Source organism: Curtobacterium sp. ME26 (assembly GCF_903970945.1).
GTDB classification, from domain to species: domain Bacteria; phylum Actinomycetota; class Actinomycetes; order Actinomycetales; family Microbacteriaceae; genus Curtobacterium; species Curtobacterium citri.
Map to the genome: position 1 here is coordinate 1 of NZ_CAJCKG010000007.1, position 24,452 is coordinate 24,452.

Consider the following 24,452-nt stretch of genomic DNA (forward strand, 5'->3'; position numbering starts at 1 on the left):
CCGGAGCAGGTCGCGTGGCCGGACCTGCGCGGCTGAGCGGGAGCGCCGACGTCGGCGACGCGGGCGGGGCCGTCACGGCCGCGCCCGCGTCGCTCCGGCGTGCGCCGGACACCGTCGGGCCGCCGGCCGTCCGTGCCACGATCCACGACGTCGCCGCGGCGGCCGGGGTGTCCCGGCAGACGGTGACGCGCGCGATGAACGGCCTGTACGGCATCAGCGCGGCGACGAAGGAACGGGTGCTCGCGGCGGCCGCTGCCCTGGACTACCGCCCCTCGCGCTTCGGCCGCGGGCTCGTGACGGGCGGTGACCGGCAGCTCGGGCTCGTCGTGAACGACCTCCGCAACCCCTACTCGCCGGAACTCGCCGCCGCCGTGCTCGGCCTCGCGGCGGGGCGGGGGTGGAACGTCATGCTCGCGGACGTCGGGCTCGCCGGCGACTCGGACCGGGCGGTGCAGGCGCTCGGCGTGCAGACGGACGTGGTGGTCGGCTACCTCGGCGCGAGCGCTCCGGAGTGGATCGAGCGACTCGGCTCGGTGCCCGTCGTGGAGCTCGACCCCGCCGGCGAGGTCCTCCGTGCCGCGGTCCGCATCGACCCCACCGCGGCGATCGAGGAGCTCGCCGACCACCTGGTGCGCACCGGTGTCCGGCACCCCGTGATCGTCGACGCGTCGGAGAGCGGCCGCCCGAGCAGCCGTGGGCGCCTCATGCTCGACGCGCTCCGCCGCCGCGGGTACCTGCCCGAGGTGGCGATCGCGGACGCCCCGACCGCGGAGCTCGGTGCCGCCATGACCGCCCGCGCGCTCGACCGATTCCGTCGACTCGACGCCGTCATCGCCTTCAACGACGTGATGGCGCTCGGTGTGCTCGCGGCCTGCCGACGCGCCGGTGTCGACGTCCCGGGGACGGTCCGGGTCGTCGGGGTGGACGGGCTCGCGACGGGCACGCTCGTTTCGCCGACCCTGACGACGCTGGGCGTCGACCTCGACGTGGTCGCCGGTGAGGCGCTCGACCTCGCCCTCGGCATGCTCGCCGGTGAGCTGCCGCGCTCCGGTGCGGCGGTGCAGCGCACGGTCCGGCACCGGCTGCTCCTGCGCGAGTCCGCCTGACGGCTCCCGGGTGGGCGGACGGCGGACGGGAGGCGCGTGACGGGCCCGCCACGGGCCTCCCGACCGGCGGTGGTTGCACTTGCAACCATGACCGTCCAGACGGTACACTGACGGAGTCCTGACGGGGCGCGTGTCGACTTCCGCGTCCCGTCTCGTCTGCTCCGCCGTCGACCTGGTCCGGCTCGTTCCCCAGGGAGTCACCGTGTCCGCTCTGCTCACCAGCCCCGTCGCCACCGCCGTCACCGGCAGCCGCGCCCGACGGTTCGCGGCCCTCGCCGTGCTCATGCTGCCGGTGCTGCTCATCTCCGTGGACAACACGGTGCTGAGCTTCGCGCTGCCGACCATCGCGCGCGCCCTCGACCCGAGCGCGACGACCCAGCTCTGGATCGTCGACGCCTACCCGCTCGTGCTCGCCGGCCTGCTCGTGGTGATGGGCAGCATCGGCGACCGCATCGGGCGCCGCCGGATCCTCGTCGTCGGTGCCACCGGGTTCGCGCTGCTCTCGGTCGCCGCGGCCTTCGCGACCGAGGCCTGGATGCTCGTCGCCGCGCGCGCCGTGATGGGCGTCTTCGGCGCCATGCTCATGCCGGCGACGCTCTCGATCATCCGGAACGTCTTCGTCGACGCGGGGGAGCGGCGCATGGCGCTCGCCGTCTGGTCGACGATGTTCGCCGCCGGCAACGCCCTCGGCCCGCTCGTCGGCGGTACCCTGCTCGCGCACTTCCACTGGGGTGCGGTGTTCCTCGTCGCCGTCCCGATCCTCGTGCTCATGCTCGTCGGTGTGCCCTTCTTCGTGCCGGAGTCCCGCGACCCCGCGCCCGGCCCGGTGGACGTGCCGAGCATGCTCCTGTCGCTCGGTGCCCTCGCGCCGACGGCGTGGGCGATCAAGTCCGTCGTGCACCCCGACGAGCGCGGGCTCGCGATCGCGATGCTCGCGGTCGGCGTCCTCTGCGGCACCGCGTTCGTCCGCCGGCAGCTGCGCTCGCGCACGCCGATGCTCGACCTCCGGCTGTTCCGGAGCACCGCGTTCACCGGCAGCGTGCTCATGAACATGGCGGCGATGTTCTCGCTCACCGGCTTCCTGTTCTTCGTCGCCCAGCACCTGCAGCTCGTCGCCGGGCTCGACCCGTTCACCTCCGGCCTGGTGCTCGTGCCGGGCTCCGTCCTGACCGTCGTCGCCGGCCTGGTGGTCGTGCCGATCGTGGCCCGGGTCGCTCCGCGCTGGGTGGTCGCGGTCTCCCTGACGTTCTCGGCCGCCGCGTACGCGATGGTGTCCCTGCTCGGACACGACGCGACGATCGTCGCGTTGGCCGTCGCGTTCGTGCTGCTCGGCATCGGCATCGGTGCGTCCGAGACGGTGACGAACGACCTGATCATCTCGACGGCCCCAGCGGACAAGGCGGGAGCGGCGTCGGCGGTGTCCGAGACGGCCTACGAGATCGGCGCGGTGCTCGGCACGGCCGTGCTCGGGACGATCCTCGCGACGGCGTACCGGACGCACGTGGTGGTCCCGGACGGTCTCAGCGGCTCGGCGCGGACCGCCGCCCAGGAGACCCTCGGCGGTGCAGTCTCCGCGGCGACCGACCTCGGCGGTGCAGCGGGGCAGGCGCTCCTGGAGAGCGCCCGGGCGGCGTTCGACTCCGGCGTCACGATCACGGCCGGTGTCGCAGCGGTGCTCATGCTCGTCGCCGCGGCGGCCTCGGTGGTCATGCTGCGGCGGGACTGACGGGACCGGTCCGACCGAGGCAGGCTCGGTCCGACCGAGGCGGCGCGGTCGGGTCTCGCGGCGCGCCAGGCCCGGTCGCGCGGCGCGGTCGGCCCGGTCGCGCGGCGCGCCCGGGATCGGACGAACCTGGGAATCGCTGACGCGGACCCCCGTCGAGGTCCTACGTTGGGAGGTGGCCGCGCAGCCGCGGCCGACCCCACCCGGAGGATCCCCACGACTGCCATGCCCGACGAAGCACCCGCGACGACCGCCGACGCCTACAAGGCCGCCTTCCGCGGCCACCCCGCCGGCGTCGCCGTCATCACCGCCGAAGGGCCCGACGGACCCACCGGCCTGACCGCCTCCAGCGTCGCGAGCGTCGCGGTGGACCCGCCCGTCCTCGTGTTCTCGCTGTCGACGAAGTCCGGGTCCGCCGGGGTCGTCCTGGGCGCCGACGTCTTCGTCGTGCACCTCGTCGACTCGCTGAGCGTCGGGCTCGCGAAGCGCTTCGCCGCCACGGGCAGCCCGGCAGCCGACGACCCGATGTGGGGCACCCTGCCGTCCGGCGAGCGGTACCTCCTCGGCGCCGCGACGGCCCTGCGCTGCCGCCCCCGGTCGACGACCGAGATCGGCTCGTCCACCGTCGTCGTCGCCGAGGTCCTCGACATCGTCGTCGGCCAGGCCCACGGCGAGCCGCTCGTCTACCACAACCGGGAGTTCCACTCCCTCTCCGAACGTTCCCGGCTCTCCTGAGCGCCGCGGGACCACGTCAGACCACCACCGATCGAAAGGACCTCGCCATGGCCGAGTACACCCTGCCCGAGCTGCCGTACGACTACGCCGCGCTCGAGCCGCACATCAGCGGCAAGATCATGCAGCTGCACCACGACAAGCACCACCAGGCCTACGTGACCGGCGCGAACACCGCGCTCGAGCAGCTCGGCGAGGCGCGCGAGTCCGGCAACTTCGGTGCGGTCAACAAGCTCGAGAAGGACCTGGCGTTCCACCTCGGTGGCCACGTCAACCACTCGATCTTCTGGACCAACCTCGGCCCGGACACCAAGGTCCCCGAGGGCGAGCTCGCCGCGGCGATCGACGAGTTCTTCGGCTCGTTCTCGACGTTCCAGGCACAGTTCGCCGCCGTCGCCAACGGCATCCAGGGCTCCGGTTGGTCCGTCCTCGCATGGGACCAGGTCGGTCAGAAGCTCGTCACCTTCCAGCTCTTCGACCAGCAGGCGAACGTGCCGCTCGGCGTCGTCCCGATCTTCATGCTCGACATGTGGGAGCACGCCTTCTACCTCGACTACCTCAACGTCAAGGCGGACTACGTCAAGGCCGTGTGGAACATCGTCGACTGGGAGAACGTCGCGGCCCGCTTCGCGAACGCCAAGTCGCAGTCGTTCGTCACCCTGTGACGCGACGTCGGTCACCGCGGTGACCGACCGACGGACGGGAGGCGCGGTGCCGGTCGGTACCGCGCCTCCCGTCCGTCGTCCGTGCCGTCCCGGTCAGGCGGCCGCCAGTCGGACGTCGGCGGCGAGCCCCCGGGCGACGGCGAGCAGGGCGGTGTCGACGTCCGCGTGCTCGGGGTCGACCAGCGCCGACCACTGCGCGCCGCGTGCGGCGTCGACCGCAGCCCGCGCGGCGCGGTCCGCCTCGGCGTCGCAGTACCCGTGGGTACGACACCACGCGGTCAGTTCGGCGACCCGGTGGCGGTGGAGCCGACGCTGGCGGTCACGGCCGTCGAGCCCCTCGACGCAGCCGAGCTCGAAGGTCAGCCGGACCGCGAGCAGGCGTTCCGGGGTGCCGAGCCGGCCGTAGACGGCGAGGAGGTGCTCGGCGAGCGCGTCGGGGTCGGCGTCCGGTGCCAGCAGCCGGTCCTCGTCGGCACACAGGTGGTCCACGACGGCGTCGACCAGGGCGTCGCGCGAGCCGAAGTGGTAGACGATCGGGTAGGCGCTCGTGCCCAGGACACGGCCGAGGCTCCGCACCGAGGCGTCCTCGACCTTGGTGTCCTGCAGGTGACGCGCGACCTTCGCGATGATCGCGGGCTTGAGCGTGGGGTCGGGCCTCCTGGGCATGGTCCCTCCGGGCGGTCTCGAGTGGCGGCGGCGTGTCCGCCGAGGTGATCTCCTGAAATGTTAGCGGATCAGTGTGGTGCGTGTTTCGGAGCTTTGCTCATGTTCGTGTACCGTGTCGGACGTGTCACCGTCTCCCGAGCGCGTCCCGGTGCCGTCACGGCCCGCGGTGGGCGCCGACGGACGACGGGTGGCGGGACGGCGTCGCGGCCGCGGCAAGCGCTTCCTGGTGGTCGGCGACGTGCTCGACGGGGTCCTCGTCGAGACCACCGTCACCACGGTGGGTGCTCACGACCCGGCCGCGCTGATCCGGCACCAGCCGGCCGGTGCCGGTGGGGGCGCCGCGAGCTGGCTGGGGTGGCTCGGCGCGGAGGTCGACCTCGTCGCCCGGGTCGGGGTCGACGACGTGGTGCGGCACGGGCGGGCCCTGACCGACGCCGGCGTCCGGCCGCACCTGCGGTACGACGCCTGCGTCCCCACCGGAGCGCTCGTGTCGGTCCGGAGCACCGCGGGACGGACCAGCATGTCGGACCCGGCGGCGAGCGGCGACCTCCGGGCCGACGACGTCGGCGACGACCTGGTGTCCCGCGCGGACATCGTCCACCTCACCGGCGCGGCCCTGCTCGGTGGCGGTCCGGCGCGCATCGCCGGACTCGTCGCACGCGCGCGATCGGGAGGGGCACGCGTCTCGCTGGACCCGTCCTCGACGGCCGTCGTGCGCGCGGTCGGCGCCGAGGACGTGCTGTCCGCGCTGACGGGTGTGGACGTCCTGTTCCCGAATGCCGCCGAGGCGCGCGCCCTGGGCGGGGCCGAGGACCTGCCGGAGGCCCTGCGCCGGCTCACCGAGGCGGTGCCGCTCGTGGTCGTGACGACCGGGGCCGACGGCGCACTGGTCGGCCGACGGGGTCGGGCTCCGCTGCGCGTCACCGCGCCGGCCACGACGGTCGTCGACACCACGGGGGCGGGGGACGCCTTCGCCGCGGGGTTCCTCCGCGCCTGGGCGACGGACCGCGTCCGCGTGGCGTCCGCCGCCCGCGAGGGCGTCCGCGTCGCGTCCCTCGCGCTCGGGGTGGTCGGGGCGCGCCCGCCGGTCTAGCGGCGCTCGCCGTCCGGTGTCACCGCTCGTCGTCGGGTGTCACTGCTCGTCCTGCGGCTACCGTTCGGTGGGTTCGGCCGTCACCAGCAGGGTCTGCACGCGCCCGGCGGCGAGCGGGGCGAGGCGGATGTCGACCCGGAGTCGTCCCGCGGTGCCGGGGAGCCACCACCGGAGCTGCGACGGGACCGTCGAGCGCTCCTCGAGCGGCGCGGCGTCGAGGTCGGCCCCGACGGTCCGCACGGCCTCGAGCAGCGCACGACGGCGAGCCGCCCACGGGCGGTCCATCGGGACGTTCGGGGTGCAGACCGCGGCACCGAGGGCGGCGACCGTCGCGTCGTCCACGTCGTCGGCGGCCCACCCGCGCAGCAGCGCCGAGACCGCCTCGCGAGCCGCCCGCACGGCGTCGACCGTGCGGCGCACCCCCGGGACCGCTGCCGCCCGCTGCACCCTCGCGGTGTCGACGTCGACGTCCATCGGCAGGTCCGCGAGGAGCTCGTCGAGCGCCTGCTCCGCGGGTGCGGACACCTTCGCCTGCGTCGCGTTCTCGAACGCCACGACGCCGAGACCGTGCTCGACCGACCACCGCATGTGCGCGGAGAAGCCGGGGTAGCCGCCGGAGTGCGACACGATCTCGCCGTACCGCGGGTCCTGCTCGACGAACAGCCCGAAGCCGTACGCGGTCGCTCGGCGCGCGGCGGGGACGACCGACGGCGGGACGACCCGCAGGGCCTGCTGCGCCGCGCGGCGGTCCGCCGGTGTCACCGGGCCGGGTTCGGGGTCGGCACCGGACGCGGACGCCAGGTGCCGGGCCCAGCGGGCGAGGTCTCGGACCGTCGAGAACAGGCCGCCGATCGCCGAGAACGCGCCCGGGCCGGTCATCGGCTGCGGGGTCCAGGAACCGTCATCGTCCCGCTGGCCCGTCACGACGTACCCGTGTGCCTCGGCGGCGCTGAACACGGTGGCGTCGAGCCCGAGCGGCGTCAGCACCCGCTCGGTCACCGCCCGCGCGTACGGGACGCCGACGGCGTGGGCGATCGCTCGCCCGATCAGCGCGTAGCCCGTGTTCGAGTAGGCGAAGCGCGTGCCCGGGACGGAGTCGAAGAGCAACCCGCCGCGGAGCACCGCGTCGAGGTCGTCGTCCGTGATCGACTCCTGCCGGTCCGCCCAGGGGTCGTCCGTCGGCAGGCCGCCGGACATCGTCAGCAGCATCCGCAGGGTCGGGACGGGCGCGTCGGGGGAGGGCAGCGTGACGGCCGCGAACGCCGGGACCGCGTCGGTCACGGGGCTGTCGAGGTCGACCCGTCCCTCGGCGACGAGCGTCAGCAGGGTGGCCGCGGTGAAGCTCTTCGTGCACGAGGCGATGCGGTAGACCGTGTCCGCGTCCGGCGCCCGACCGTCGCCGCGGTCGCCGTGGCCTCCGGACGCGATCAGGCCGCTCCGGTCGAGGACACCCCACACGCTGCTCGGCGTGGTGCCGTCCTCGACCCGGGAACGGAACCGCGCGTCGATGACCGCGAGGACCGCGGGGGAGACCGTCACGTCCGGCGCATCTCGGCGTAGGCGTCGAGGGCGCGCTGCCGGGTGGCCTTCAGGTCGACCATGGGCTCCGGTCGGTCCTCGTCCGCCGGCACCCATCGCCGCACGTACTCGCGGTGCGGGTCGAAGCGCTCGAGCTGGCGGTCGGGGTTGAACACGCGGAAGTACGGTGCGGCGTCGAAGCCCGATCCGGCCACCCACTGCCAGTTGCCGGCGTTGTTCGCGGGGTCCGCGTCCACCAGGGTGTCCCAGAACCACTGCTCGCCGATGCGCCAGTCCACGAGCAGGTTCTTGACGAGGAAGCTCGCCGCGGCCAGCCGGACGCGGTTGTGCATCGCGCCGGAGGACCACAGCTCGCGCATGCCCGCGTCCACCAGGTCGAAGCCGGTGCGGCCGTGCCGCCAGCGGTCGAGCTCGTCCTCGTCCACGTCGCGCCAGGGGAAGGCGTCGAACTCGCGGCGCACGTTGACCGTCGCGATGTCGTCACAGTGGAAGTACTCGTTCCAGTTGAACTCGCGCCACGCGAGCTGCCGGAGGAACGCCGGGGCCTGCCGCCGCTGGGCGGGCTCGAGCTCGCCGTGCAGGCGGTGCCACACCTGGTACGGACTGACCTCGCCCCACCGGAGGTGCGGGGAGAGGTCGCTCGTCGCCGCCATGGCGGGTTCGTCGCGCTGGTCGTAGTCCTCGAGCGCGTCGTGGACGAACTGCTCGAGCTTCCGGTGCGCGCCGGCCTCGCCGGGCTCCCAGGCGTCGCGCAGCCCGCCGGCCCAGTCCGGCTTCGTCGGCAGGAGCGCCCAGTCGTCGAGGTCGTCGGACGCGACATCGGCCGGGGCGGGCAGGTCGCGCGGCTTCGGCAGCGGGTGCCGCGGTTCGGGCATCGCCTGCGCGGCCCGCCAGAACGGCGAGAAGACCTTGAAGGGTTCGCCCTGGCCCGTCATGACCGTCCACGGCTCCCAGAGCAGGTTCGCCGCGAAGCTGTGGGCCTCGGTGCCGTCGTCGGTCAGGGCGCTCTTGATGCCCGCGTCGAGGTCGCGCTCGACCTTGCCGTAGCGCCGGTTCCAGTACACGGCGTCGGCGCCGGCCTGGGCGACGAGCTCGGGGATGACCCGCGCGGCCGGACCTCGGCGCAGTACGAGCCGGGAGTGTCGGTCGCGCAGCTCCGCGTCCAGCGCGGCGAGGGAGTGGTGCAGCCACCACCGGCTGGCGCCACCGACCGGCCGGATGCCCGGAGACTCCTCGTCGAGCACGACGACGACGGTCACGGGGCCGCCGTGGTCGATCGCGGCTCGGAGTGCCGGGTTGTCGGCGAGACGGAGGTCCTCGCGGAGCCAGACGATCGCGCCGGTCATGCCGACACTGCCTCGACGGCGCGCGGACGGCGGTCGCGGTCGGGACCCCCGGCCGCCACGCGGAGCTTGGTGCAGAGCTCGGTGAGCGTGCGGAGCTCGTCGTCGTCGAGTCCGGCACCGACCTGGTCCGCGATGGTCCGGGCGTGCTGCACCGCTACCGAGCGGTAGACGTCGAAGCCGTGGGCCGTGAGGGCGACCACGACGCCGCGTGCGTCGTTCGGGTCGGGCTGCTTCTCGACGATCCCGCGCGAGGCGAGTCGCTCGACCAGACGGCTCACGCTCGGCTGGGTGAGCAGCAGGTGACCGGTGAGGTCGCGCATCCGGCAGCGTCGGCCGGGCTGCGTCGACAGGTTGAAGCACACGTCGTACTCGTTGAAGGAGATCTCACCGCCCGGGAAGTCGGCGTTGAGTGCGCGCATCACGGTCACCTGCGCGCGGAAGAGTGCCTCCCAGGCCGCGACGGCGGTCGCCTTGTCGCTGCGGCGTGCGTCGTCCACGGTCGTCGTCCCTCTCGGTCGTGCGGTCCAGCCACACTACCGACGGGCGGGGACACCGCGCGGAGCGTGGACCGCCCGTGGGGGACACGAGGGCGCGGTCGGGAACGACAGAGGCCGGTCGCCTTCTGGGCGACCGGCCTCTTCCCTTGCACCAAGAGTGTCCTGCAATCACATTCCGCAGGCGGTGCCACAGCAAACACTGCCTGCAGGGACGACTGTATAACGACGCGGTAACGGTGCGCCAGCGTGTCCTCGATCCGGTCGCTGCGAGTTCGCTGACCGTCTGCTCAGCGGGTCAGAAGAGGTCGGGCGACGGGGTGGACGCGTACCGCACGGCGACGTCCGCGTGGCGGTCGAAGCGGTACCCGACGCCCCGGACCGTGCGCACGATCTCCTCGAACGCACCGAGCTTCGACCGCAGCCGTCGCACGTGCACGTCGATGGTGCGCTCGTTCGGGGTCTCGTCCTCGTCGTCGGACCACAGGCCGTCGATGATGGCGGCACGGTCGACCGTCTGCCCCTCGCGCAGCACGAGGAACTGCAGCAGCTCGAACTCCTTGTACGTCAGGGGAGCGGCCTCACCGTCGAGGGTCACGCGCTTGCGCGAGATGTCGATCACGACACCGGTCTCCTCGGGCTCGGGCTTCTCCGCCTGCTTCCGAGCGGCGACCGCGGACCGGTCCTGCAGGGCGAGGCGGACGACGTCGACGTCACGGCCCCCGGAGCCCTCGGCGGCGACCGCGACGGCCGCGTACGTCTCCGACGAGGGGACGAGCTGTGCCGTCAGTGCCTTGAGCTGCTCGACCACGGCCGCGAGGGTCGTGCCGGCGGCCGCGGCCGCTGCCTCGTCGATGCCCACGTAGAGCGCGAAGCCGCGGGCCTCGGTGCCCTCGGGCAGCGCGCGGTTCCGCTGCGGCGCGACGACCGGGCTGGTCGGGACCCCGGTCGGCACCGGCGGGGCCACCGGCTGCCGTCGTGCCCGGATCGGCGTCACCGTGCCGAGGTCGGTCGGCGCAGCGGGGGCGGTGCGGAGCGTGGTGCGGGGCTGGGCGATGGTGAGCGACATGGTGGTTCTCCGGGCGGGTGGTCGCGGTGCGGTGCAACGCGGCGGTGTCGAATGCGTCGGTCCGGGTACGGCTGATCGCCGTGTCGCCCTGCGGTCCTGCGGTGGACCGGGGCCTCCGGGAGGGTGACCGGCACGTCGGACGCGATGCCTGCGCGTCGACGAGGTGGCGTCACCCGGGGATCACACGCTCGCGACCGGGGTGGTGTCGCGGGGGATCCGGCTGGAACGGGTACCGATCAGGCACACATTCGACAACGCATGACCGCCGTCGCCGGCATCATCGTGCCGGCGGTCCCCAGGGCCTCGCAGAGGACTCGGGTGGGCACGGTTGCAGTCATGCGACGAGTATCGGCGGTATACCAACGCGGTGTCAACCGTCCGACCGGACGGTGGCGGCGGAGTGGACAGGCCGCGCGCGACGACGCCGTCGTCTCGGCGCGGGCGAGCGCGGGACCACGGCGTCGAGGGGAGCGATGGGGAGCGTTGCTACTCGGCCAGGCCGTAGAGGCGGTCGCCGGCGTCGCCGAGACCGGGGACGATGTAGCCGTTCTCGTCGAGCTTCTCGTCGAGCGCGCCGAGGACGATCGACACGTTGCGGTCGCCGACGGCCTGCTCCACCATCGCGAGGCCCTCGGGGGCGCCCAGGATGCACACGCACGTGACCTCCTCGGCACCGCGGTCGAACAGGAAGTCGATCGCCGCGGCGAGCGTGCCGCCGGTCGCGAGCATCGGGTCGAGGACGAAGCACTGGCGGCCGGACAGGTCGTCGGGCAGCCGCTCCGCGTACGTCTGCGGCTCGAGCGTCTCCTCGTTGCGCGCCATGCCGAGGAACCCGACCTCGGCGGTCGGGACGAGCTTGACCATGCCCTCGAGCATGCCGAGGCCGGCGCGGAGGATCGGGACGACGAGCGGGCGGGGCTTCGCGATCGAGACGCCCATCGTGTGCGCGACCGGGGTGTCGATCGGCGTGGCCGTCACCCGGACGTTCCGCGTCGCCTCGTACGCGAGGAGCGTGACGAGCTCCTCGGTGAGGGCCCGGAAGGTCGGGGAGGGTGTGGTCCGGTCGCGGAGCACCGAGAGCTTGTGGGTGATGAGCGGGTGGTCGGCGACGTGGACTCGCATGGAGTCGAGCGTACCGTGCCGATGGGGCAGGATCGACGCGTGGAACACCCAGCCGCCCGCCCCTGGACCGCCGCGATGGACCGCGCGCTCGACGAGGCCCGCGCGTGCCTGGTGACCGGTGACGTGCCGGTCGGTGCCGTCGTCGTCGACGCCTCGGGTGCGGTCGTCGCCGTGGGGCGGAACGAGCGCGAAGCTCGCCAGGATCCAACCGCGCACGCCGAGGTGCTCGCGCTCCGCGCCGCTGCGGCGGTCACGGGGGACCGGCACCTGGCGGAGCACACCCTGGTCGTCACGCTCGAGCCGTGCCTGATGTGCGCGGGCGCCGCCCTGGCCGCACGGGTCCCGCGGATCGTCTTCGGTGCCTGGGACCCGAAGGCGGGCGCCAGCGGCAGCCTGTACGACATCGCGCGGGACCGCCGCCTGCCCCACCGCGCCGAGGTCGTGGCGGGGGTCCGGGAGCAGGCGTGCGCCGACCTGCTCGACGCGTTCTTCCGCGAGCGCCGCTGACGCGAGCGGCGCCGGCGCGAGCGGCGCCGACAGACCGGCGCCGAGCCCTCAGTCGGCCGCGCGGATGACGATCGCCTCGGTCGGTGGCCGGGGCCCGGTCCGGAGCACGTCGGGCTCGATGTAGATGACGCGGGCGATCGGCACCGCCTCCCGGACCCGCTGCTCCACGGTGTCGATCCCGGCCGCCACGTCGCCGAGCCGCCGGTCGCCGTCGACGGCCACCTTCATGCCCACCATCAGCTCGTCGGGTCCGAGGTACAGGGTCTTCAGGTGCACGATCGAGTCGACCTCGGGCCCGTCGAGCACGGCGGCCTTGATCCGCTCGACGTCGGCCGCGGTCGCACCCTCGCCGACGAGCAGGCTCTTCGTCTCGATGCCGAGCACGACGGCCACGGCGATGAGCAGCAGGGCGATGAGGATCGTGCCGATCGCGTCGAACACGCCGTCGCCGGTGACGACGGTCAGGCCGACGCCGAGCAGCGCGAACACCAGGCCGGTCAGCGCAGCGGTGTCCTCGAGCATGACGACGGGGAGCTCGGGAGCCTTCGCGCGACGCACGAACTGCACCCACGACTGGGAGCCCTTCTGCGGTCGCGCCTCGCGCAGGGCGGTGCGGAGCGAGAAGCCCTCGAGCCCGATCGCGATCACGAGCACGGCGACCGGGAGCCACCAGTTCGTCAGCGGGTGCGGCTCGCGGAGCTTCTCGATGCCCTCGTACAGCGAGAAGACCCCACCGATGCTGAACAGGATGATCGAGACGACGAAGGCGTACACGTAGCGCTCGCGACCGTGGCCGAACGGGTGCTCCTCGTCCGCGGCACGGCGCGCACGGCGCCCGCCGAGCAGGAGCAGGAGCTGGTTCACCGAGTCGGCGAGGGAGTGCACGCCCTCGGCCAGCATCGCCGCCGACCCGCTGATCGCCGCCGCGACGAACTTCACGATCGCGATGCCGATGTTCGCGGCCAGTGCGGCGAAGATCGCCCGCGTGCCTCCTGATGCGCTCACGGCACCGATCCTAGGCGCGGGCGGTGGATAGGGTCGGGAGCATGACGATCGAACTGCCCCGCACCGCCATGCTCGGCGTCGGGTCGATGTCCGGCAGTGTCCTCGACGGTCTCCTCGCGGCCGGCCTCGACCCCGCGACCGTGACGCTCACCACCCGGTCCGAGGGCTCCGCGGCGGCCTGGCGCGGTCGTGGGCTGGACGCCGCGGCCACGGAGACCGACCCCGATGCGAACCGGGCGGCGGTCCGCGACGCCGGACTCGTCGTGCTCGGCGTCAAGCCGTACCTGGTCGGCGAGGTCCTCGACGAGGTCGCCGCGTCCCTGCACCCGGGCGCCGTGGTGGTCAGCGTCGCGGTCGGCACCACCACCGCGTCGATGGAGGCCCGCCTGCCCGCCGGCGTGCGCGTGGTCCGGGCCCTGCCGAACACCCCGATCGGCGTCGGGCACGGCGTCACCGGCATCAGCGCGGGCTCGACCGCCGACGCCGGAGCGGTCGCCCTCGCCTCGTCCGTCTTCACCGCCTCAGGACGGGTCATCGAGGTGCCCGAGGCGCGACTGGACGCCCTCTCCGCCGTGTCGGGTTCCGGCCCGGCCTACGTCTTCCTGCTCGTCGAGCAGTGGCAGCAGGCCGCCGAGGGCCTCGGCTTCACGCCGGAGCAGGCGGCGGTCATGGTCCAGGGCACGCTGCGGGGCGCGGTCGAGCTCCTCGCCGCGTCGGGACGCGAGCCCGCCGACCTCCGACGCGCGGTGACCAGCCCGAAGGGCACCACCGAGCGGGCGATCGCCGTCCTGCAGGACGCCGACCTGGCCGGCACCTTCACGCGCGCGTCGCACGCGGCGATCGCGCGTGCCGAGGAGATCGCCGCGTCCTGACGGCCGCGGTGACCGACCGACGGGAGGCGCGGTGCGGGCCCGCACCGCGCCTCCCGTCCGTCCGCCCGTGCGTTCGCGGTCGCTACTCGAGCGCCGCGAACCGCTCGAGGTCCGTCTCGGTCCCCGAGACGATGATGACGTCGTCCTCGCCGATGACGCTCTCCGGCGTCGCCGGCACGAAGGCGCGACCCGGTGACTTGATGCCGAGCACGGTGAGCCCGTGCCGCGTGCGGATGACGGTCGTGGCGAGGTCCTTCCCGCGCACGGCGCGCGGCGGGAACATCTTCACCACGGCGAAGTCGTCGTCGAACTCGATGAAGTCGAGCATCCGACCGGACACGAGGTGCGCGGTCCGCTCGCCGGCCTCGCGCTCGGGGTAGACGACGTGGTTCGCCCCGATCCGCGACAGGATCGTGCCGTGCGAGCGGCTGACGGCCTTCGCCCAGATCTGCGGGATGCCGAGGTCGACGAGGTTCGACGTGATGAGAACGCTCGACTCGAGGTGCGAGCCGACCGCGACGACGGCGATGGCGAAGTCCTGCGCGCCGATCTGCCGGAGGGCGTCGATGTCGGTCGCGTCCGCCTGCACCGCGTGGGTGACCCGGTCCGACCACTTCTGCACGAGCCCCGCGTCGGTGTCGACGACGAGCACCTCGCGGTGCTGGCGCTCGAGCTGCCCGGCGGTCGCGGCGCCGAACCGGCCGAGGCCGAGGACGAGCACGGGCGCGTCGTGGCTCACGGCTCCGGTGGCGGGGTGGGGTGCACTGCGGGGACGGCGGTCAGCCAACGATCGGCCTCTCCTCGGGACGACGGAACAACTGCCGGCTCTGACTGGCGGCGAGCGCGGCGGCGATCGTCACTGTACCGACCCGGCCCAGGAACATCGTGGCCGCGAGCACGTACTTGCCGGCCTCCGGCAGCTCGGCGGAGATGCCGGAGCTCAGTCCGCAGGTGGCGAAGGCCGAGATGACCTCGAAGAGCACCTGGTCGAGCGAGTCGCCCGTGATCTGCAGCAGCACGATCGTCATGACGGCGACGATGGTCGCGCCCCAGAGCACGACGGCCACGGCCACGCGGAGCACGTCGCTCGGGATCCGGCGCCCGAACGCCTCCATGCTCCGGCGTCCGCGGGCCTCGGCGACGGCGGCGAGGAACAGCACGGCGAGGGTCGTCACCTTGATGCCGCCCGCCGTCGACGCCGATCCGCCGCCGATGAACATGAGCATGTCGGTCACGAGCAGGCTCGCGCCGTGCATCTGCTCGACGTCGATCGTCGCGAAGCCGCCCGACCGGGTCATCATCGAGAAGAAGAGCGCCTGGAACGCCGTGTGCCCCGCTCCCGCGTCGCCGAGGGTCCGGGGGTTCGACGCCTCGAGCGCGGTGTAGACCACGGCGCCGAGGGCGAGCAGCACGGCGCTCGTGGTGAGCGTCAGCTTGACGTGGATGGGCCAGCGTCGCGGGGTGCGGAACTGCTTGGTCAGCGCCCGGATCACCGGGAACCCGATGGACCCGGCGAAGACCGCCACCATGAGCAGGGTGAGGAACCAGTAGTCGTTCGCGAACGGGGCCAGCCCCTCGGCGTTCGGCGAGAAGCCCGTGTTCGTGAACGCCATCGCGGCGTAGTAGAAGGAGTCGCCGACCGCCGTCCAGAATGGGTAGCCCGCGACGAGCACCGACGGCAGGAGGAGCAGGCCGACGGCGGCCTCGATGGTCAGGGTGCTCACGGCGACGGTCAGGAGCAGGGTGCCGACCTCGCCGAGGCGGACGGCCTGTCCCTCGGGCACCGCGCCGCTGTGCGTGCGGAGCGGGTTCGAGTCGCCCGCGGCGATGAGCTTCGCGCGCAGGCCGAGCCGCCGCGTGACGACGAGCCCGAGGATGGACGCGAAGGTCAGCACGCCGACCGCGCCGATCTGCGTCCCGACCACGATGAGGACCTTGCCGAACACGGACCAGTGCGTGGCCATGTCGACCGTCGCGAGTCCGGTGACGCACACGACCGACGCCGCGGTGAAGAGGGCGTCCGCGAAGTGCGTCGTGGTGCCGTCCGCCGAGGCCAGCGGGGTCATGAACAGCACGGTGAAGACGAGGATCAGCGCGACGAAGACCAGGATCGCGAGCCGCGACGGCGACGACCGGAGGACGGCGGCGATCCGGCCTGCCTGCCGCCGGGAGTCGCTCACCTGCGGCGGGAGCGCCTCGGTGCGGTCGAGCATCGTATGCCTCCGGGGACATGGGCGTCGGACAGCGGTCATGGTACATCCGTGACGGCGCGGCTAGCCTTGCCGCATGGCCGACATCTTCACCGTCGTGGCGGACCCGACCCGGCGGGAGCTGCTCGGCGCCCTGCTCACGGCGTACGGGTCGGACGCGACGGGCGGGGAGCTCAGCGTCGGCCAGCTCGTGGCGAAGATCGGCGTCAGCCAGCCGACCGTGTCCAAGCACCTCCGGGTCCTGCGCGACCACGGGTTGGTGTCGAGTCGCGAGGAGGGGCAGCACCGCTTCTACCGCCTCGACCCGGAACCGCTCGTGCGGCTCGAGGAGTGGGTCGTGCCGTTCACCGGCGCCGTCGACGCCGACGGCACCCCGGCGACGACGTCCTGGACGCTCGACGGCCAGCCGGTGTCGTTCCGCCGGACGGGCACGCCGAGCCGGTCCGGGGTCGAGGTCGGGACCGAGCTCGGACGGGTGATGGCCGAGGCGTCGCACCGCGCGACCGCGGCGTTCACGGGCGCGCAGCAGGGCTGGGAGCGTGTCGTCGACCGGAGCCGCAAGCGCTTCACGCGCAAGGGCGAGGACGACTGACGCACCCGGTCGTGCGTCCGCTCGGAGTCTCCTGGACACGCGGTCCCACGCGCCCCTACAGTTACCCCTGACCACACAGGTCACACCGATCCGTGCGCCCACCCCGTGCGCGCACGGCCACCCGAAGGCGGACCATGACCGGCAGTTTCGACGACGTGCGCTTCCTCACCGTCGCTGAGGTCGCCGAGATGATGCGCGTCTCGAAGATGACGGTCTACCGCATGGTCCACGCCGGCGAGCTCCCCGCGATCCGGTTCGGCCGCTCGTTCCGCGTGCCCGAGTCGGCGGTCGCCGAGCTCCTGCGCGGCGGCATTGCCGACGTCGGCTGAGCGGCTCGTTCGACAGGACCGCTGCGCTCCGCTAGACTCGGCCGGGTTGATTTTCCGCGGTCTCTTCGGGCCCGGTGTCCACACATCAGCATCGTTCCGAGCGAGGTCCACTATGGGTTCTGTCATCAAGAAGCGTCGCAAGCGCATGGCGAAGAAGAAGCACCGCAAGCTCCTTCGCAAGACGCGTCACCAGCGTCGCAACAAGAAGTAAGCGCCAAGTCCAGTACTTGCACCCGAAGCCCCGGTCCGCCGGGGCTTTCGTGTTCCCCGGAGTGGTCATAATGGAGCCATGCCCGCCGTGACGTTCCTGACGAAGCCCGGCTGCCACCTCTGCGACGACGCCCGACCGGTCGTCGAGCAGGTCGTGGCGGCGCACCCCGGCGCGACCCTCGAGGAGCGGTCGATCCTCGACGACGACGCGCTGCGCGAGGAGTACGCCGAGGACATCCCGGTCGTGCTCGTCGACGGCCGGGTCCACAGCAACTGGCACGTCGACGCCGACCGGCTCCGTCGTGCCCTCGAGCAGGCGGAGGCCCGCGCATGATCCACCACGTCGTCTCCTGGACCGTCCGCGAGGACCTCGACCGCGTGGAGGTCACCACGCGCATCCGCGAGCTGCTGACCGGCCTCGTCGGCACGATCGGGTCGATCCGCTCGCTCGAGGTGGTCGAGAACGTCGCCTTCCCGGGGAAGAACCAGGACGTCGCGGTGGTCGCGACGTTCGACGACCTCGCCGGGCTCGACGAGTACCAGTTCCACCCGGAGCACCAGGCTGCGGCCGCGCAGATCCGCGAACTCGTCACGGGGCGGGCCGCCATCGACTGGGAGGGGTGAGGCGCGCCTCCCGGCCGGCGGCCTCGGGCTGCGACGGCCGCGCTGCGCCGCTGCGCCGCTGCGCGCTCCGCACAACGGAAAGCGGCTCGAACCACGGGATTCCCCGGTTCGAGCCGCTTCCTGTTGTGCGACGGCAGGTCGCGCCGCGCCCGCTGTCTACGGGGTCAGGCGCGTCGGGCCGCGGAACAGGTACGTGACCTCGCGGATCGACGGCTCGTGCAGCGCGAGCATGAGCACGCGCGCCAGGCCCATGCCGAACCCGCCGTGCGGCGGGACGCCGTACCGGAAGAAGTCGAGGTACCAGCCGAGCTCCTCCGGGTCGAGACCCTTCTCGACGGCCTGCGCCTCGAGGGTCTCCACACGGTGCTCGCGCTGGGCGCCCGTCGAGATCTCCGCGCCGTTGAACAGCAGGTCGTAGCTGTTCGTCAGCGTCGGGTCGTCGGCGTGCCGCATGTGGTAGTACGGCCGGATCGTGGCGTCGTAGTCGGTCACGAACACGAACTCGGAGCCGTGCGTCTCCTTCGCCCACGCGCTCACGCGGCGCTCGCCCTCGGGGTCGAGGTCGCCGTCCGCCCGCACGACGTCGTGTCCGCTGTCGGCGACGATCTTCCGGGCCTCGGCGAGCGTCACGCGGGGGAACGGGGCGGTCGGCACGACGAACTCGAAGCCGAAGACCTCCTCGATCTCCTCGCCGTACTTCTCCTTGACGGCGGTGAAGCCCGCGACGAGGAGCTCCTCGTGCATCGCCATCACGTCGTGGTGCGACTCGACCCACGAGATCTCGGCGTCGACGCTCGTGAACTCGGTGGCGTGGCGGCTGGTGAACGACGGGTCCGCGCGGAAGGCGTCCGCGATCTCGAACACCGCGCCGAAGCCGGCGGGCTGCGCCATCTGCTTGAAGTTCTGCGGCGACTGCGCCAGGTAGGCGGTCGTCTCGAAGTACTCGAGCTGGAAGAGCTCGGCGCGCGACTCGGACGCCGACGCCATGAGCTTCGGGGTGTGGATCTCGATGTAGTCGCGCTCGACCCAGTAGGTGCGGAACGCGTGCTCCATCGTGGTCTGGATGCGGAAGATCAGGTTCTGCTTGCGGTTGCGCAGGTCGAGGAAGCGCCAGTCGAGGCGCTTGTCGAGCGACGAGTCGTCCGCGATGGGCGTCTCCGGCTTCGCGGCGCTGACGACCTCGAGCGAGCCGACCTTCACCTCGAGCCCGCCGAGCTTCACGCGCTCGTCGTGCTTCAGCGTCCCGCGGACGTGCACGAAGGTGCCGTGGGCGAGCCCGGAGATGTCGTTCGTGATGGTGAGCCGTGCCTGGGCGTCGTCGTCACCGTCCTCGGCCTCGCGCGTCGCCGGGTTGACGAGCTGGGCGGCGCCGGTCTCGTCGCGGAGCACGACGAACTGGACCTTCTTCTGGTCGCGGACGGTCTCCACCCAGCCGGCGACGGCAACGGGGCCGTCGGGGAGGGCGGCGAGGTCGGCGATGCGGGTGCGTTCGATCACGGTCGTCGAGTCTACGGCCTCCTCCACAGGGGCCGCTTTCGTGGGTCGTCTCCACAGACACGGCCGGGAGGCCCGGGTCGGGTTCGGCGGATCCGTACCGTCGTCTGCGTGGTCGGGTCGCGAGTCGAGAGGGGGTCCCGGATGACGGCGACGGGAGTGGGACTCGCGGCCTGGCCACCCGCCGCGGTGGCGGCGGTGGGGGCCGCGGCGGGCGGGGCGGCGCCGGCGCGGGTCGGGGGGGTGGGCGGCGGGTGGTGGGGCCGGCTGGCGGGGGCGCGGGGCGGGGGCGGGGGGGGGGCGGGCCGGGGTGCGGGGAGGGGGCGGGTCGGGGGCTCGTGGGCGGGGGGTGGGGCGGCTCCGGCCGGCGGTCGGGGTGGTGGGGCCGCGGGCCGGGGGGGGGCCCGGGATGACGGCGACGGGAGTGGGACTCGCGGCCTGGCCACCCGCCGCGGTGGCGGCGGTGGTGGCCGCGGCGGTCGGGTCGGCGCTGACGCTGGTCGGCGGACTGGTCGGCGGGCTGTGGGCCGTGCTGCGGTGGCGGCGGGACGTGGCGCGGGAGGAACGCGACCGGGCCTGGGCGCGGTTCGTGTGGACGGTCGACCAGGTCTGCGACGGCGATGTCGGCCGCGCCGAGGTCGGCAGTGTCGGTCCCAACGCGATGTACGACATGCAGAGTCTTCGCGGTGACGACTCGGTGTTCGGCACGCTGGTGCTGGGACTCATCACGGGAAGGGATGACGATGACGGCTGACGACCCGGTACTGGCCCTGATCGAGCGACGGCAGGAAGAGTGGCGGCAACGCGTCCGCCGGCGCTACCGGTTCCGCCCGTGGAAGGCCCGGCGGCTCATCTGGGAGCACGACGAACTGCTGCGTCGTCAGGAGGAGTGGCGGGTGGCGCGGCAGGAGCGCGCGAGGTTGGTCCGGAACGGCGAGCTCCAGGTCGGTCGACGCCGCTAGGGGAGCGAGGCGCGCAGGGTGCCGAGTGTGCCGATGAACTCCTCGGCCATGCCCGCGCGTTCCACGAGCTTCGCATGCCGGGCGCGGGCGTCGTCGAGGTACCCGTCGAGACGGGCGGCGAGGGCCGGGCGGCCCTCCGGGTCGGCCGTGGCGAGCGCGTCGACCACGCGCAGGAGTTCCGCCATCTCGTCGAGCGTGAAGCCGAGTGGCTTCATGCGTCGGATCACGAGCAGTCGTTCGAGGTCCCCGACCGTGTAGACGCGGAACCCGCCGGTGGTCCGTCCACTGGGCACGAGCAGGCCGACCTCGTCGTAGTGACGGATGGTGCGGAGGGACATGCCGGCGCGCTCGGCGAGCTCGCCGATGTGCATGGTGTCGGCGCTCTCGGTCGCGTCGCCTGGCTCGATGGTGCTCACGGACGTCATGCTCGCAGACCTTCCTCCGGGCTGTCCCCGGGTCCCTGCGGCAACCCTACCCTCACGTCAGGGTAGGGTTACGGACGATGTCCATCGCACCCCACGCCCCCGCGGCACCCAGCGTCCTCAGTGCACTCCGGTCACCCCGCCTGCTCACGCGCGAGGTCCTCGCCGGTGTCGTCACCGCGCTCGCCCTCATCCCCGAAGCGATCTCGTTCTCGGTCGTGGCCGGCGTCGATCCGGCCGTCGGGCTGTTCTCGAGCGTGGTGATCGCGGTCGTGATCTCGATCGTGGGCGGCCGCCCGGCGATGATCTCCGCGGCGGCGGGCTCCGTCGCACTCGTCATCGCACCGCTCGTCCGCGACCACGGCGTCGCCTACCTCGTCCCCGCCGTGGTGCTCGGCGGCGTGTTCCAGGTCGTGCTCGGGTTCCTCGGCGTGGCCCGGCTCATGCGGTTCATCCCGCGCAGCGTCAACGTCGCCTTCGTCAACGCCCTGGCCATCCTCATCTTCACCGCGCAGCTGCCGAACCTGCTCGGACCCGACGTCCCGTTCGTGGTGTGGCCGCTCACCGCGCTCGGCGTGGGCATCATCATCGGCTTCCCGTTCCTGACCAGGGCCGTCCCCGCGCCGCTGATCGCGGTCGTCGTGGTCACCACGATCACGATCGTCTTCGGGGTCGCGGTCCCGACCGTCGGCGACGAGGGGTCCCTGCCCACCGCGCTGCCCGGCTTCGGCGGCATCACCGTGCCCCTGTCCCTCGAGACCCTGCAGATCGTCGCACCGTACGCGTTCGGCGTCGCAATCGTCGGGCTCATCGAGACGCTCCTCACCGCGCAGCTCGTGGACTCGCTCACCGAGACCCGGTCGAGCGCGTGGCGCGAGTCGTGGGGCCAGGGGATCGCGAACGTCGCCTCGGCCTTCTTCGGGGGGACCGGCGGGTGCGCGATGATCGGGCAGACCGTCATCAACGTGAAGACCGCGGGGGCGCGGACACGGGTGTCGACCTTCGCGGCGGGTGCCTCGGTGCTGGTGCTGACGATCGTGCTCCACGACCTGGTCGCCCAGATCCCGATGGCCGCCCTGACCGCCGTCATGCTGATGGTGTGCGTCGCGACCTTCGACTGGCACAGCGTCCGACCGCGCACCCTCGGCCGGATGCCGCTCGGCGAGACCGCGGTCATGGTGATCACCGTCGTGGTCGTCGTCGCGACCGACAACCTCGCCACCGGGGTGATCGTGGGCGTCGTGGTGGCCGCGCTCGTCTTCGCCCGGCGGGCAGCCCACGTCGTCTCGGTCGTGCGCGAGCCGGTCGACGAGCACACGGTGCGCTACCGGGTCCGCGGTGCGCTGTTCTTCGCCTCGTCCAACGACCTCGTCACCCGCTTCTCCTACGCCGAGGACCCGCAGCACGTCGTCGTCGACATGTCCGACGCCCACGTCTTCGACGCGAGCACGGTCGCGGCGCTCGATGGCGTCGAGCAGCGGTACGCGCGGCACGGCTCGACCGTCGAGGTGGTGAACCTGAACACCGGCTCCGTCGCCCTGCACGGCAGGCTGACCGGTCGTCTCGACTGACGGCGGGGCTGAACGGTCGCACATGCCGTGGATCCGCTGTGGGGCGGGTGAGGTCGGTGGAGCGACCTACACTGGAACCCATGCCCGCGACACGGATCCACCTCGTCCGGCACGGCGAGGTCCACAACCCGGGGCGAGTGCTCTACGGCCGACTGCCCGGCTTCGGCCTGAGCGAGCTCGGCACCCGGATGGCCGCCGCCTCGGCGACCGCGTGGCACGACGCCGGGGTCGACGTCCGCCGGATCGTCGCCTCGCCGCTCCAGCGCACGCAGGAGTCCGCCGCACCGTGGGCTGCCGCGTACGGGCTCGACGTCACGCTCGACGAACGACTCATCGAGCCGACCAACCGCTACGAGGGGCAGCGGCCCGGCTTCACCAAGCGCTCGGTGGGCCGCCCGACCGAGTGGCCGTGGATCGCGAACCCGTTCCGCCCGAGCTGGGGCGAGGCGTACGAGTCCATCGCGTCCCGGATGCTCGCCGCGGTCACGTCGGCGTGGGAGAGCACGGACGGCGGCGACGTCGTCCTCGTCAGCCACCAGCTGCCCATCTGGACCGTGCACCGCAAGCTCGCGGGGGAGCCGCTCTGGCACGACCCGCGCAAGCGACGGTGCGACCTCTCCAGCATCACGACCCTCGAGCGTGTGCCCGCCACCTCGTCCGGTCGCTTCACCGAGGTCGGGTACGCGGACCCGGCGCAGTCCCTGCGCGTGTCCGCCGTCGACGAAGGAGCAGTCTGATGCCCACCCGGACCCGGTTCGCCACCCTCGCGGCGACGGCGGTGATCGCAGCCCTGGCGCTCGCCGGGTGCTCGTCGTCGAACGACAAGCTGTCCGAGCAGTACGGCAGCGGGACGACCCAGAACTACATCTCCGGCACCGGCGCGGTGACGGAGGTCGCGGTGGACAAGCGGGCGGACCCGGTGGACTTCACGACGAAGGACACCGACGGCGACACCGTCTCGGCGAAGGCCCTGCGCGGCAAGGTCGTCGTCCTCAACTTCTGGTACGCCGGCTGCCCGCCGTGCCGTGCCGAGGCGAAGTACCTCAACCAGGTGCACGACGAGCACGCGGACGACGACGTGGCCTTCGTCGGCGTCAACGTCCGTGACGAGGAAGGGACGGCGGCGGCGTTCGAGCGCACCTTCGGCGTCGACTACCCGACCGTGCTCGACGCCCGTGACGGCACGGTGCAGCTGGCGCTGTCCGGCCAGATCGCCCCGAACGCGGTGCCGGCGACGATCGTCCTCGACAAGCAGGGCCGGGTCGCCGCACGCGTCCTCGGCGCGATCGACGGGAAGAGCATCCTCGACACCCTGGTCAGCGACGAGCTCTCCGGCAAGGCGTCCTGACCCGTGCCCGGCAATCCCTTCGCCGACGCGATCCTGAGCGGCCAGATGCTGGTGGCGCTCCCCGTCGCCGCACTCGCCGGGCTCGTCTCGTTCCTGTCCCCGTGCGTGCTGCCCCTGGTTCCCGGCTACCTCGGGTACGTCGGCGGCATCGCCGAGGGCGGGCAGCGTCGCGGCCGGGTCGTGCTCGGGGTGCTCCTGTTCGTGCTCGGCTTCACCGCCGTGTTCGTGGCGTACACCACGGTGTTCGGCGCGCTCGGGTTCTGGCTGGTCCGCTGGCGTGACCTCATCACGCAGGTGCTCGGCGTCGTCGTGATCGCGATGGGCCTCGTGTTCGTCGGTCGGTTCACGTTCCTGCAGCGCACGATCAAGCCGTCGTGGACGCCCGCGACCGGGCTCGTCGGTGCCCCGCTGCTCGGCATCGTGTTCGGGCTCGGCTGGACCCCGTGCCTCGGCCCGACCCTCGCCGCGATCAACCTGCTCAGCGTCCAGTCGGGCAGCGCGTGGCAGGGCATGTGGCTCGGCGTCGCGTACTGCCTCGGCCTCGGGATCCCGTTCGTCCTCGTCGCCCTCGGTGCGGGCTGGGCGACCGGTGCGATCCGCGCCGTGAAGCGCCACATGCGCACCGTCAACATCATCGGAGGAGCGATCCTGATCGTCATCGGTCTGCTCATGGTCACCGGCATCTGGTCGGCCGTCATGTCGAGCGTCGGGGCGGTGATCCAGAGCTTTGTCCCCGCGGTCTGAGCACGAC

The 24,452-nt window shown here is 72.8% G+C and carries 29 protein-coding genes; 18 read left to right on the forward strand and 11 right to left on the reverse strand.

Annotation, left to right across the window (positions count from 1 at the left end; translation table 11 throughout):
• Positions 1 to 14: 14 nt before the first annotated feature.
• The 4 genes from H7A69_RS04210 (at position 15) to H7A69_RS04225 (ending at position 4,226) form a co-directional block, all read left to right on the forward strand.
• Positions 15 to 1,106, forward strand: a complete 1,092-nt coding sequence (locus tag H7A69_RS04210) for a LacI family DNA-binding transcriptional regulator (protein ID WP_259346084.1) — start codon at positions 15 to 17, stop codon at positions 1,104 to 1,106.
• A gap of 202 nt (positions 1,107 to 1,308) precedes the next feature.
• Positions 1,309 to 2,832, forward strand: coding sequence for an MFS transporter (locus H7A69_RS04215; RefSeq protein WP_182045940.1), 1,524 nt, complete (start codon positions 1,309 to 1,311; stop codon positions 2,830 to 2,832).
• 222 nt (positions 2,833 to 3,054) lie between these two features.
• Positions 3,055 to 3,564, forward strand: coding sequence for a flavin reductase family protein (locus H7A69_RS04220; protein ID WP_182045941.1), 510 nt, complete (start codon positions 3,055 to 3,057; stop codon positions 3,562 to 3,564).
• 47 nt (positions 3,565 to 3,611) lie between these two features.
• Positions 3,612 to 4,226: a superoxide dismutase gene (locus H7A69_RS04225; RefSeq protein WP_182045942.1), complete on the forward strand. Its 615-nt coding sequence runs from the start codon at positions 3,612 to 3,614 to the stop codon at positions 4,224 to 4,226.
• 93 nt (positions 4,227 to 4,319) lie between these two features.
• On the opposite strand, the gene H7A69_RS04230 is transcribed toward H7A69_RS04225, so the two are convergent.
• Positions 4,320 to 4,892, reverse strand: coding sequence for a hypothetical protein (locus tag H7A69_RS04230; protein WP_182045943.1), 573 nt, complete (start codon positions 4,890 to 4,892; stop codon positions 4,320 to 4,322).
• 121 nt (positions 4,893 to 5,013) lie between these two features.
• Between H7A69_RS04230 and H7A69_RS04235 the strand changes: the two genes are divergently transcribed.
• Positions 5,014 to 5,985: a carbohydrate kinase family protein gene (locus H7A69_RS04235; RefSeq protein ID WP_182045944.1), complete on the forward strand. Its 972-nt coding sequence runs from the start codon at positions 5,014 to 5,016 to the stop codon at positions 5,983 to 5,985.
• A 57-nt stretch (positions 5,986 to 6,042) separates the two neighbouring features.
• On the opposite strand, the gene H7A69_RS04240 is transcribed toward H7A69_RS04235, so the two are convergent.
• The 5 genes from H7A69_RS04240 to upp all read right to left on the reverse strand — a co-directional run bounded on the left by H7A69_RS04240 (position 6,043) and on the right by upp (position 11,555).
• Positions 6,043 to 7,524 carry a serine hydrolase domain-containing protein gene (locus H7A69_RS04240; protein ID WP_182045945.1) on the reverse strand — a complete coding sequence of 494 codons (1,482 nt, stop codon included), beginning with the start codon at positions 7,522 to 7,524 and terminating at the stop codon, positions 6,043 to 6,045.
• On the reverse strand, positions 7,521 to 8,870 hold the full coding sequence (locus H7A69_RS04245; RefSeq protein WP_182045946.1) for a cryptochrome/photolyase family protein: 1,350 nt from the start codon (positions 8,868 to 8,870) through the stop codon (positions 7,521 to 7,523). The genes H7A69_RS04240 and H7A69_RS04245 overlap by 4 nt, the downstream gene beginning before the upstream one ends.
• Positions 8,867 to 9,367 (reverse strand): MarR family winged helix-turn-helix transcriptional regulator, encoded by a 501-nt coding sequence (locus H7A69_RS04250; protein ID WP_182045947.1) that lies wholly within the window; start codon positions 9,365 to 9,367, stop codon positions 8,867 to 8,869. Before H7A69_RS04250 ends, H7A69_RS04245 begins: the two co-directional genes overlap by 4 nt.
• 295 nt (positions 9,368 to 9,662) lie before the next feature.
• Positions 9,663 to 10,433, reverse strand: coding sequence for a winged helix-turn-helix domain-containing protein (locus tag H7A69_RS04255; protein ID WP_069712104.1), 771 nt, complete (start codon positions 10,431 to 10,433; stop codon positions 9,663 to 9,665).
• 486 nt (positions 10,434 to 10,919) lie between these two features.
• Positions 10,920 to 11,555 carry a uracil phosphoribosyltransferase gene (gene upp, locus H7A69_RS04260; protein ID WP_069712105.1) on the reverse strand — a complete coding sequence of 212 codons (636 nt, stop codon included), beginning with the start codon at positions 11,553 to 11,555 and terminating at the stop codon, positions 10,920 to 10,922.
• Positions 11,556 to 11,630: 75 nt separating this feature from the next.
• Between upp and H7A69_RS04265 the strand changes: the two genes are divergently transcribed.
• Positions 11,631 to 12,062 (forward strand): nucleoside deaminase, encoded by a 432-nt coding sequence (locus H7A69_RS04265; protein WP_069712106.1) that lies wholly within the window; start codon positions 11,631 to 11,633, stop codon positions 12,060 to 12,062.
• A 48-nt stretch (positions 12,063 to 12,110) separates the two neighbouring features.
• Here the strand turns inward: H7A69_RS04265 and H7A69_RS04270 are convergent, their stop codons facing one another.
• Positions 12,111 to 13,067: a cation diffusion facilitator family transporter gene (locus H7A69_RS04270; protein ID WP_182045948.1), complete on the reverse strand. Its 957-nt coding sequence runs from the start codon at positions 13,065 to 13,067 to the stop codon at positions 12,111 to 12,113.
• 41 nt (positions 13,068 to 13,108) lie between these two features.
• On the opposite strand from H7A69_RS04270, the gene proC reads away from it, so the two are divergent.
• Positions 13,109 to 13,939 carry a pyrroline-5-carboxylate reductase gene (gene proC, locus H7A69_RS04275; RefSeq protein WP_182045949.1) on the forward strand — a complete coding sequence of 277 codons (831 nt, stop codon included), beginning with the start codon at positions 13,109 to 13,111 and terminating at the stop codon, positions 13,937 to 13,939.
• Positions 13,940 to 14,021: 82 nt separating this feature from the next.
• Here the strand turns inward: proC and H7A69_RS04280 are convergent, their stop codons facing one another.
• Positions 14,022 to 14,678, reverse strand: a complete 657-nt coding sequence (locus tag H7A69_RS04280; protein ID WP_141718877.1) for a potassium channel family protein — start codon at positions 14,676 to 14,678, stop codon at positions 14,022 to 14,024.
• Positions 14,679 to 14,718: 40 nt separating this feature from the next.
• Positions 14,719 to 16,152: a TrkH family potassium uptake protein gene (locus H7A69_RS04285; protein WP_182045950.1), complete on the reverse strand. Its 1,434-nt coding sequence runs from the start codon at positions 16,150 to 16,152 to the stop codon at positions 14,719 to 14,721.
• Between the two features lie 73 nt (positions 16,153 to 16,225).
• Here H7A69_RS04285 and H7A69_RS04290 point away from each other — a divergent pair, with 73 nt between their 5' ends.
• From H7A69_RS04290 to H7A69_RS04310, 5 genes are all read left to right on the forward strand, one after another.
• Positions 16,226 to 16,741, forward strand: coding sequence for an ArsR/SmtB family transcription factor (locus tag H7A69_RS04290; RefSeq protein WP_069712110.1), 516 nt, complete (start codon positions 16,226 to 16,228; stop codon positions 16,739 to 16,741).
• Positions 16,742 to 16,875: 134 nt separating this feature from the next.
• Positions 16,876 to 17,070, forward strand: coding sequence for a helix-turn-helix domain-containing protein (locus H7A69_RS04295; RefSeq protein WP_058729786.1), 195 nt, complete (start codon positions 16,876 to 16,878; stop codon positions 17,068 to 17,070).
• A 112-nt stretch (positions 17,071 to 17,182) separates the two neighbouring features.
• Positions 17,183 to 17,281, forward strand: coding sequence for a 30S ribosomal protein bS22 (locus tag H7A69_RS04300; RefSeq protein ID WP_003792170.1), 99 nt, complete (start codon positions 17,183 to 17,185; stop codon positions 17,279 to 17,281).
• 78 nt (positions 17,282 to 17,359) lie between these two features.
• Positions 17,360 to 17,614 carry a glutaredoxin family protein gene (locus tag H7A69_RS04305; RefSeq protein ID WP_069712111.1) on the forward strand — a complete coding sequence of 85 codons (255 nt, stop codon included), beginning with the start codon at positions 17,360 to 17,362 and terminating at the stop codon, positions 17,612 to 17,614.
• Complete coding sequence (locus H7A69_RS04310; RefSeq protein ID WP_182045951.1) at positions 17,611 to 17,904, forward strand: Dabb family protein; 294 nt, start codon at positions 17,611 to 17,613, stop codon at positions 17,902 to 17,904. Before H7A69_RS04305 ends, H7A69_RS04310 begins: the two co-directional genes overlap by 4 nt.
• Before the next feature lie 156 nt (positions 17,905 to 18,060).
• Here the strand turns inward: H7A69_RS04310 and aspS are convergent, their stop codons facing one another.
• Complete coding sequence (aspS, locus tag H7A69_RS04315; protein WP_182045952.1) at positions 18,061 to 19,401, reverse strand: aspartate--tRNA(Asn) ligase; 1,341 nt, start codon at positions 19,399 to 19,401, stop codon at positions 18,061 to 18,063.
• A 463-nt stretch (positions 19,402 to 19,864) separates the two neighbouring features.
• Here aspS and H7A69_RS04320 point away from each other — a divergent pair, with 463 nt between their 5' ends.
• Together H7A69_RS04320 and H7A69_RS04325 are read left to right on the forward strand one after the other, a co-directional pair.
• Positions 19,865 to 20,152 carry a hypothetical protein gene (locus tag H7A69_RS04320; protein WP_182045953.1) on the forward strand — a complete coding sequence of 96 codons (288 nt, stop codon included), beginning with the start codon at positions 19,865 to 19,867 and terminating at the stop codon, positions 20,150 to 20,152.
• Positions 20,142 to 20,360, forward strand: coding sequence for a hypothetical protein (locus tag H7A69_RS04325; protein ID WP_182045954.1), 219 nt, complete (start codon positions 20,142 to 20,144; stop codon positions 20,358 to 20,360). The genes H7A69_RS04320 and H7A69_RS04325 overlap by 11 nt, the downstream gene beginning before the upstream one ends.
• Here the strand turns inward: H7A69_RS04325 and H7A69_RS04330 are convergent.
• Positions 20,357 to 20,785 (reverse strand): MerR family transcriptional regulator, encoded by a 429-nt coding sequence (locus H7A69_RS04330; RefSeq protein ID WP_182045955.1) that lies wholly within the window; start codon positions 20,783 to 20,785, stop codon positions 20,357 to 20,359. The two genes, H7A69_RS04325 and H7A69_RS04330, sit on opposite strands and share 4 nt — an antisense overlap.
• A gap of 77 nt (positions 20,786 to 20,862) precedes the next feature.
• Between H7A69_RS04330 and H7A69_RS04335 the strand changes: the two genes are divergently transcribed.
• The 4 genes from H7A69_RS04335 to H7A69_RS04350 all read left to right on the forward strand — a co-directional run bounded on the left by H7A69_RS04335 (position 20,863) and on the right by H7A69_RS04350 (position 24,445).
• Positions 20,863 to 22,353 carry a SulP family inorganic anion transporter gene (locus tag H7A69_RS04335; RefSeq protein ID WP_182045956.1) on the forward strand — a complete coding sequence of 497 codons (1,491 nt, stop codon included), beginning with the start codon at positions 20,863 to 20,865 and terminating at the stop codon, positions 22,351 to 22,353.
• An 80-nt stretch (positions 22,354 to 22,433) separates the two neighbouring features.
• Positions 22,434 to 23,090 carry a histidine phosphatase family protein gene (locus H7A69_RS04340; protein ID WP_182045957.1) on the forward strand — a complete coding sequence of 219 codons (657 nt, stop codon included), beginning with the start codon at positions 22,434 to 22,436 and terminating at the stop codon, positions 23,088 to 23,090.
• Positions 23,090 to 23,701, forward strand: a complete 612-nt coding sequence (locus H7A69_RS04345) for a TlpA family protein disulfide reductase (RefSeq protein ID WP_182045958.1) — start codon at positions 23,090 to 23,092, stop codon at positions 23,699 to 23,701. Before H7A69_RS04340 ends, H7A69_RS04345 begins: the two co-directional genes overlap by 1 nt.
• Before the next feature lie 45 nt (positions 23,702 to 23,746).
• Positions 23,747 to 24,445: a cytochrome c biogenesis CcdA family protein gene (locus H7A69_RS04350; RefSeq protein ID WP_182046021.1), complete on the forward strand. Its 699-nt coding sequence runs from the start codon at positions 23,747 to 23,749 to the stop codon at positions 24,443 to 24,445.
• The last annotated feature ends 7 nt before the right edge of the window (positions 24,446 to 24,452 follow it).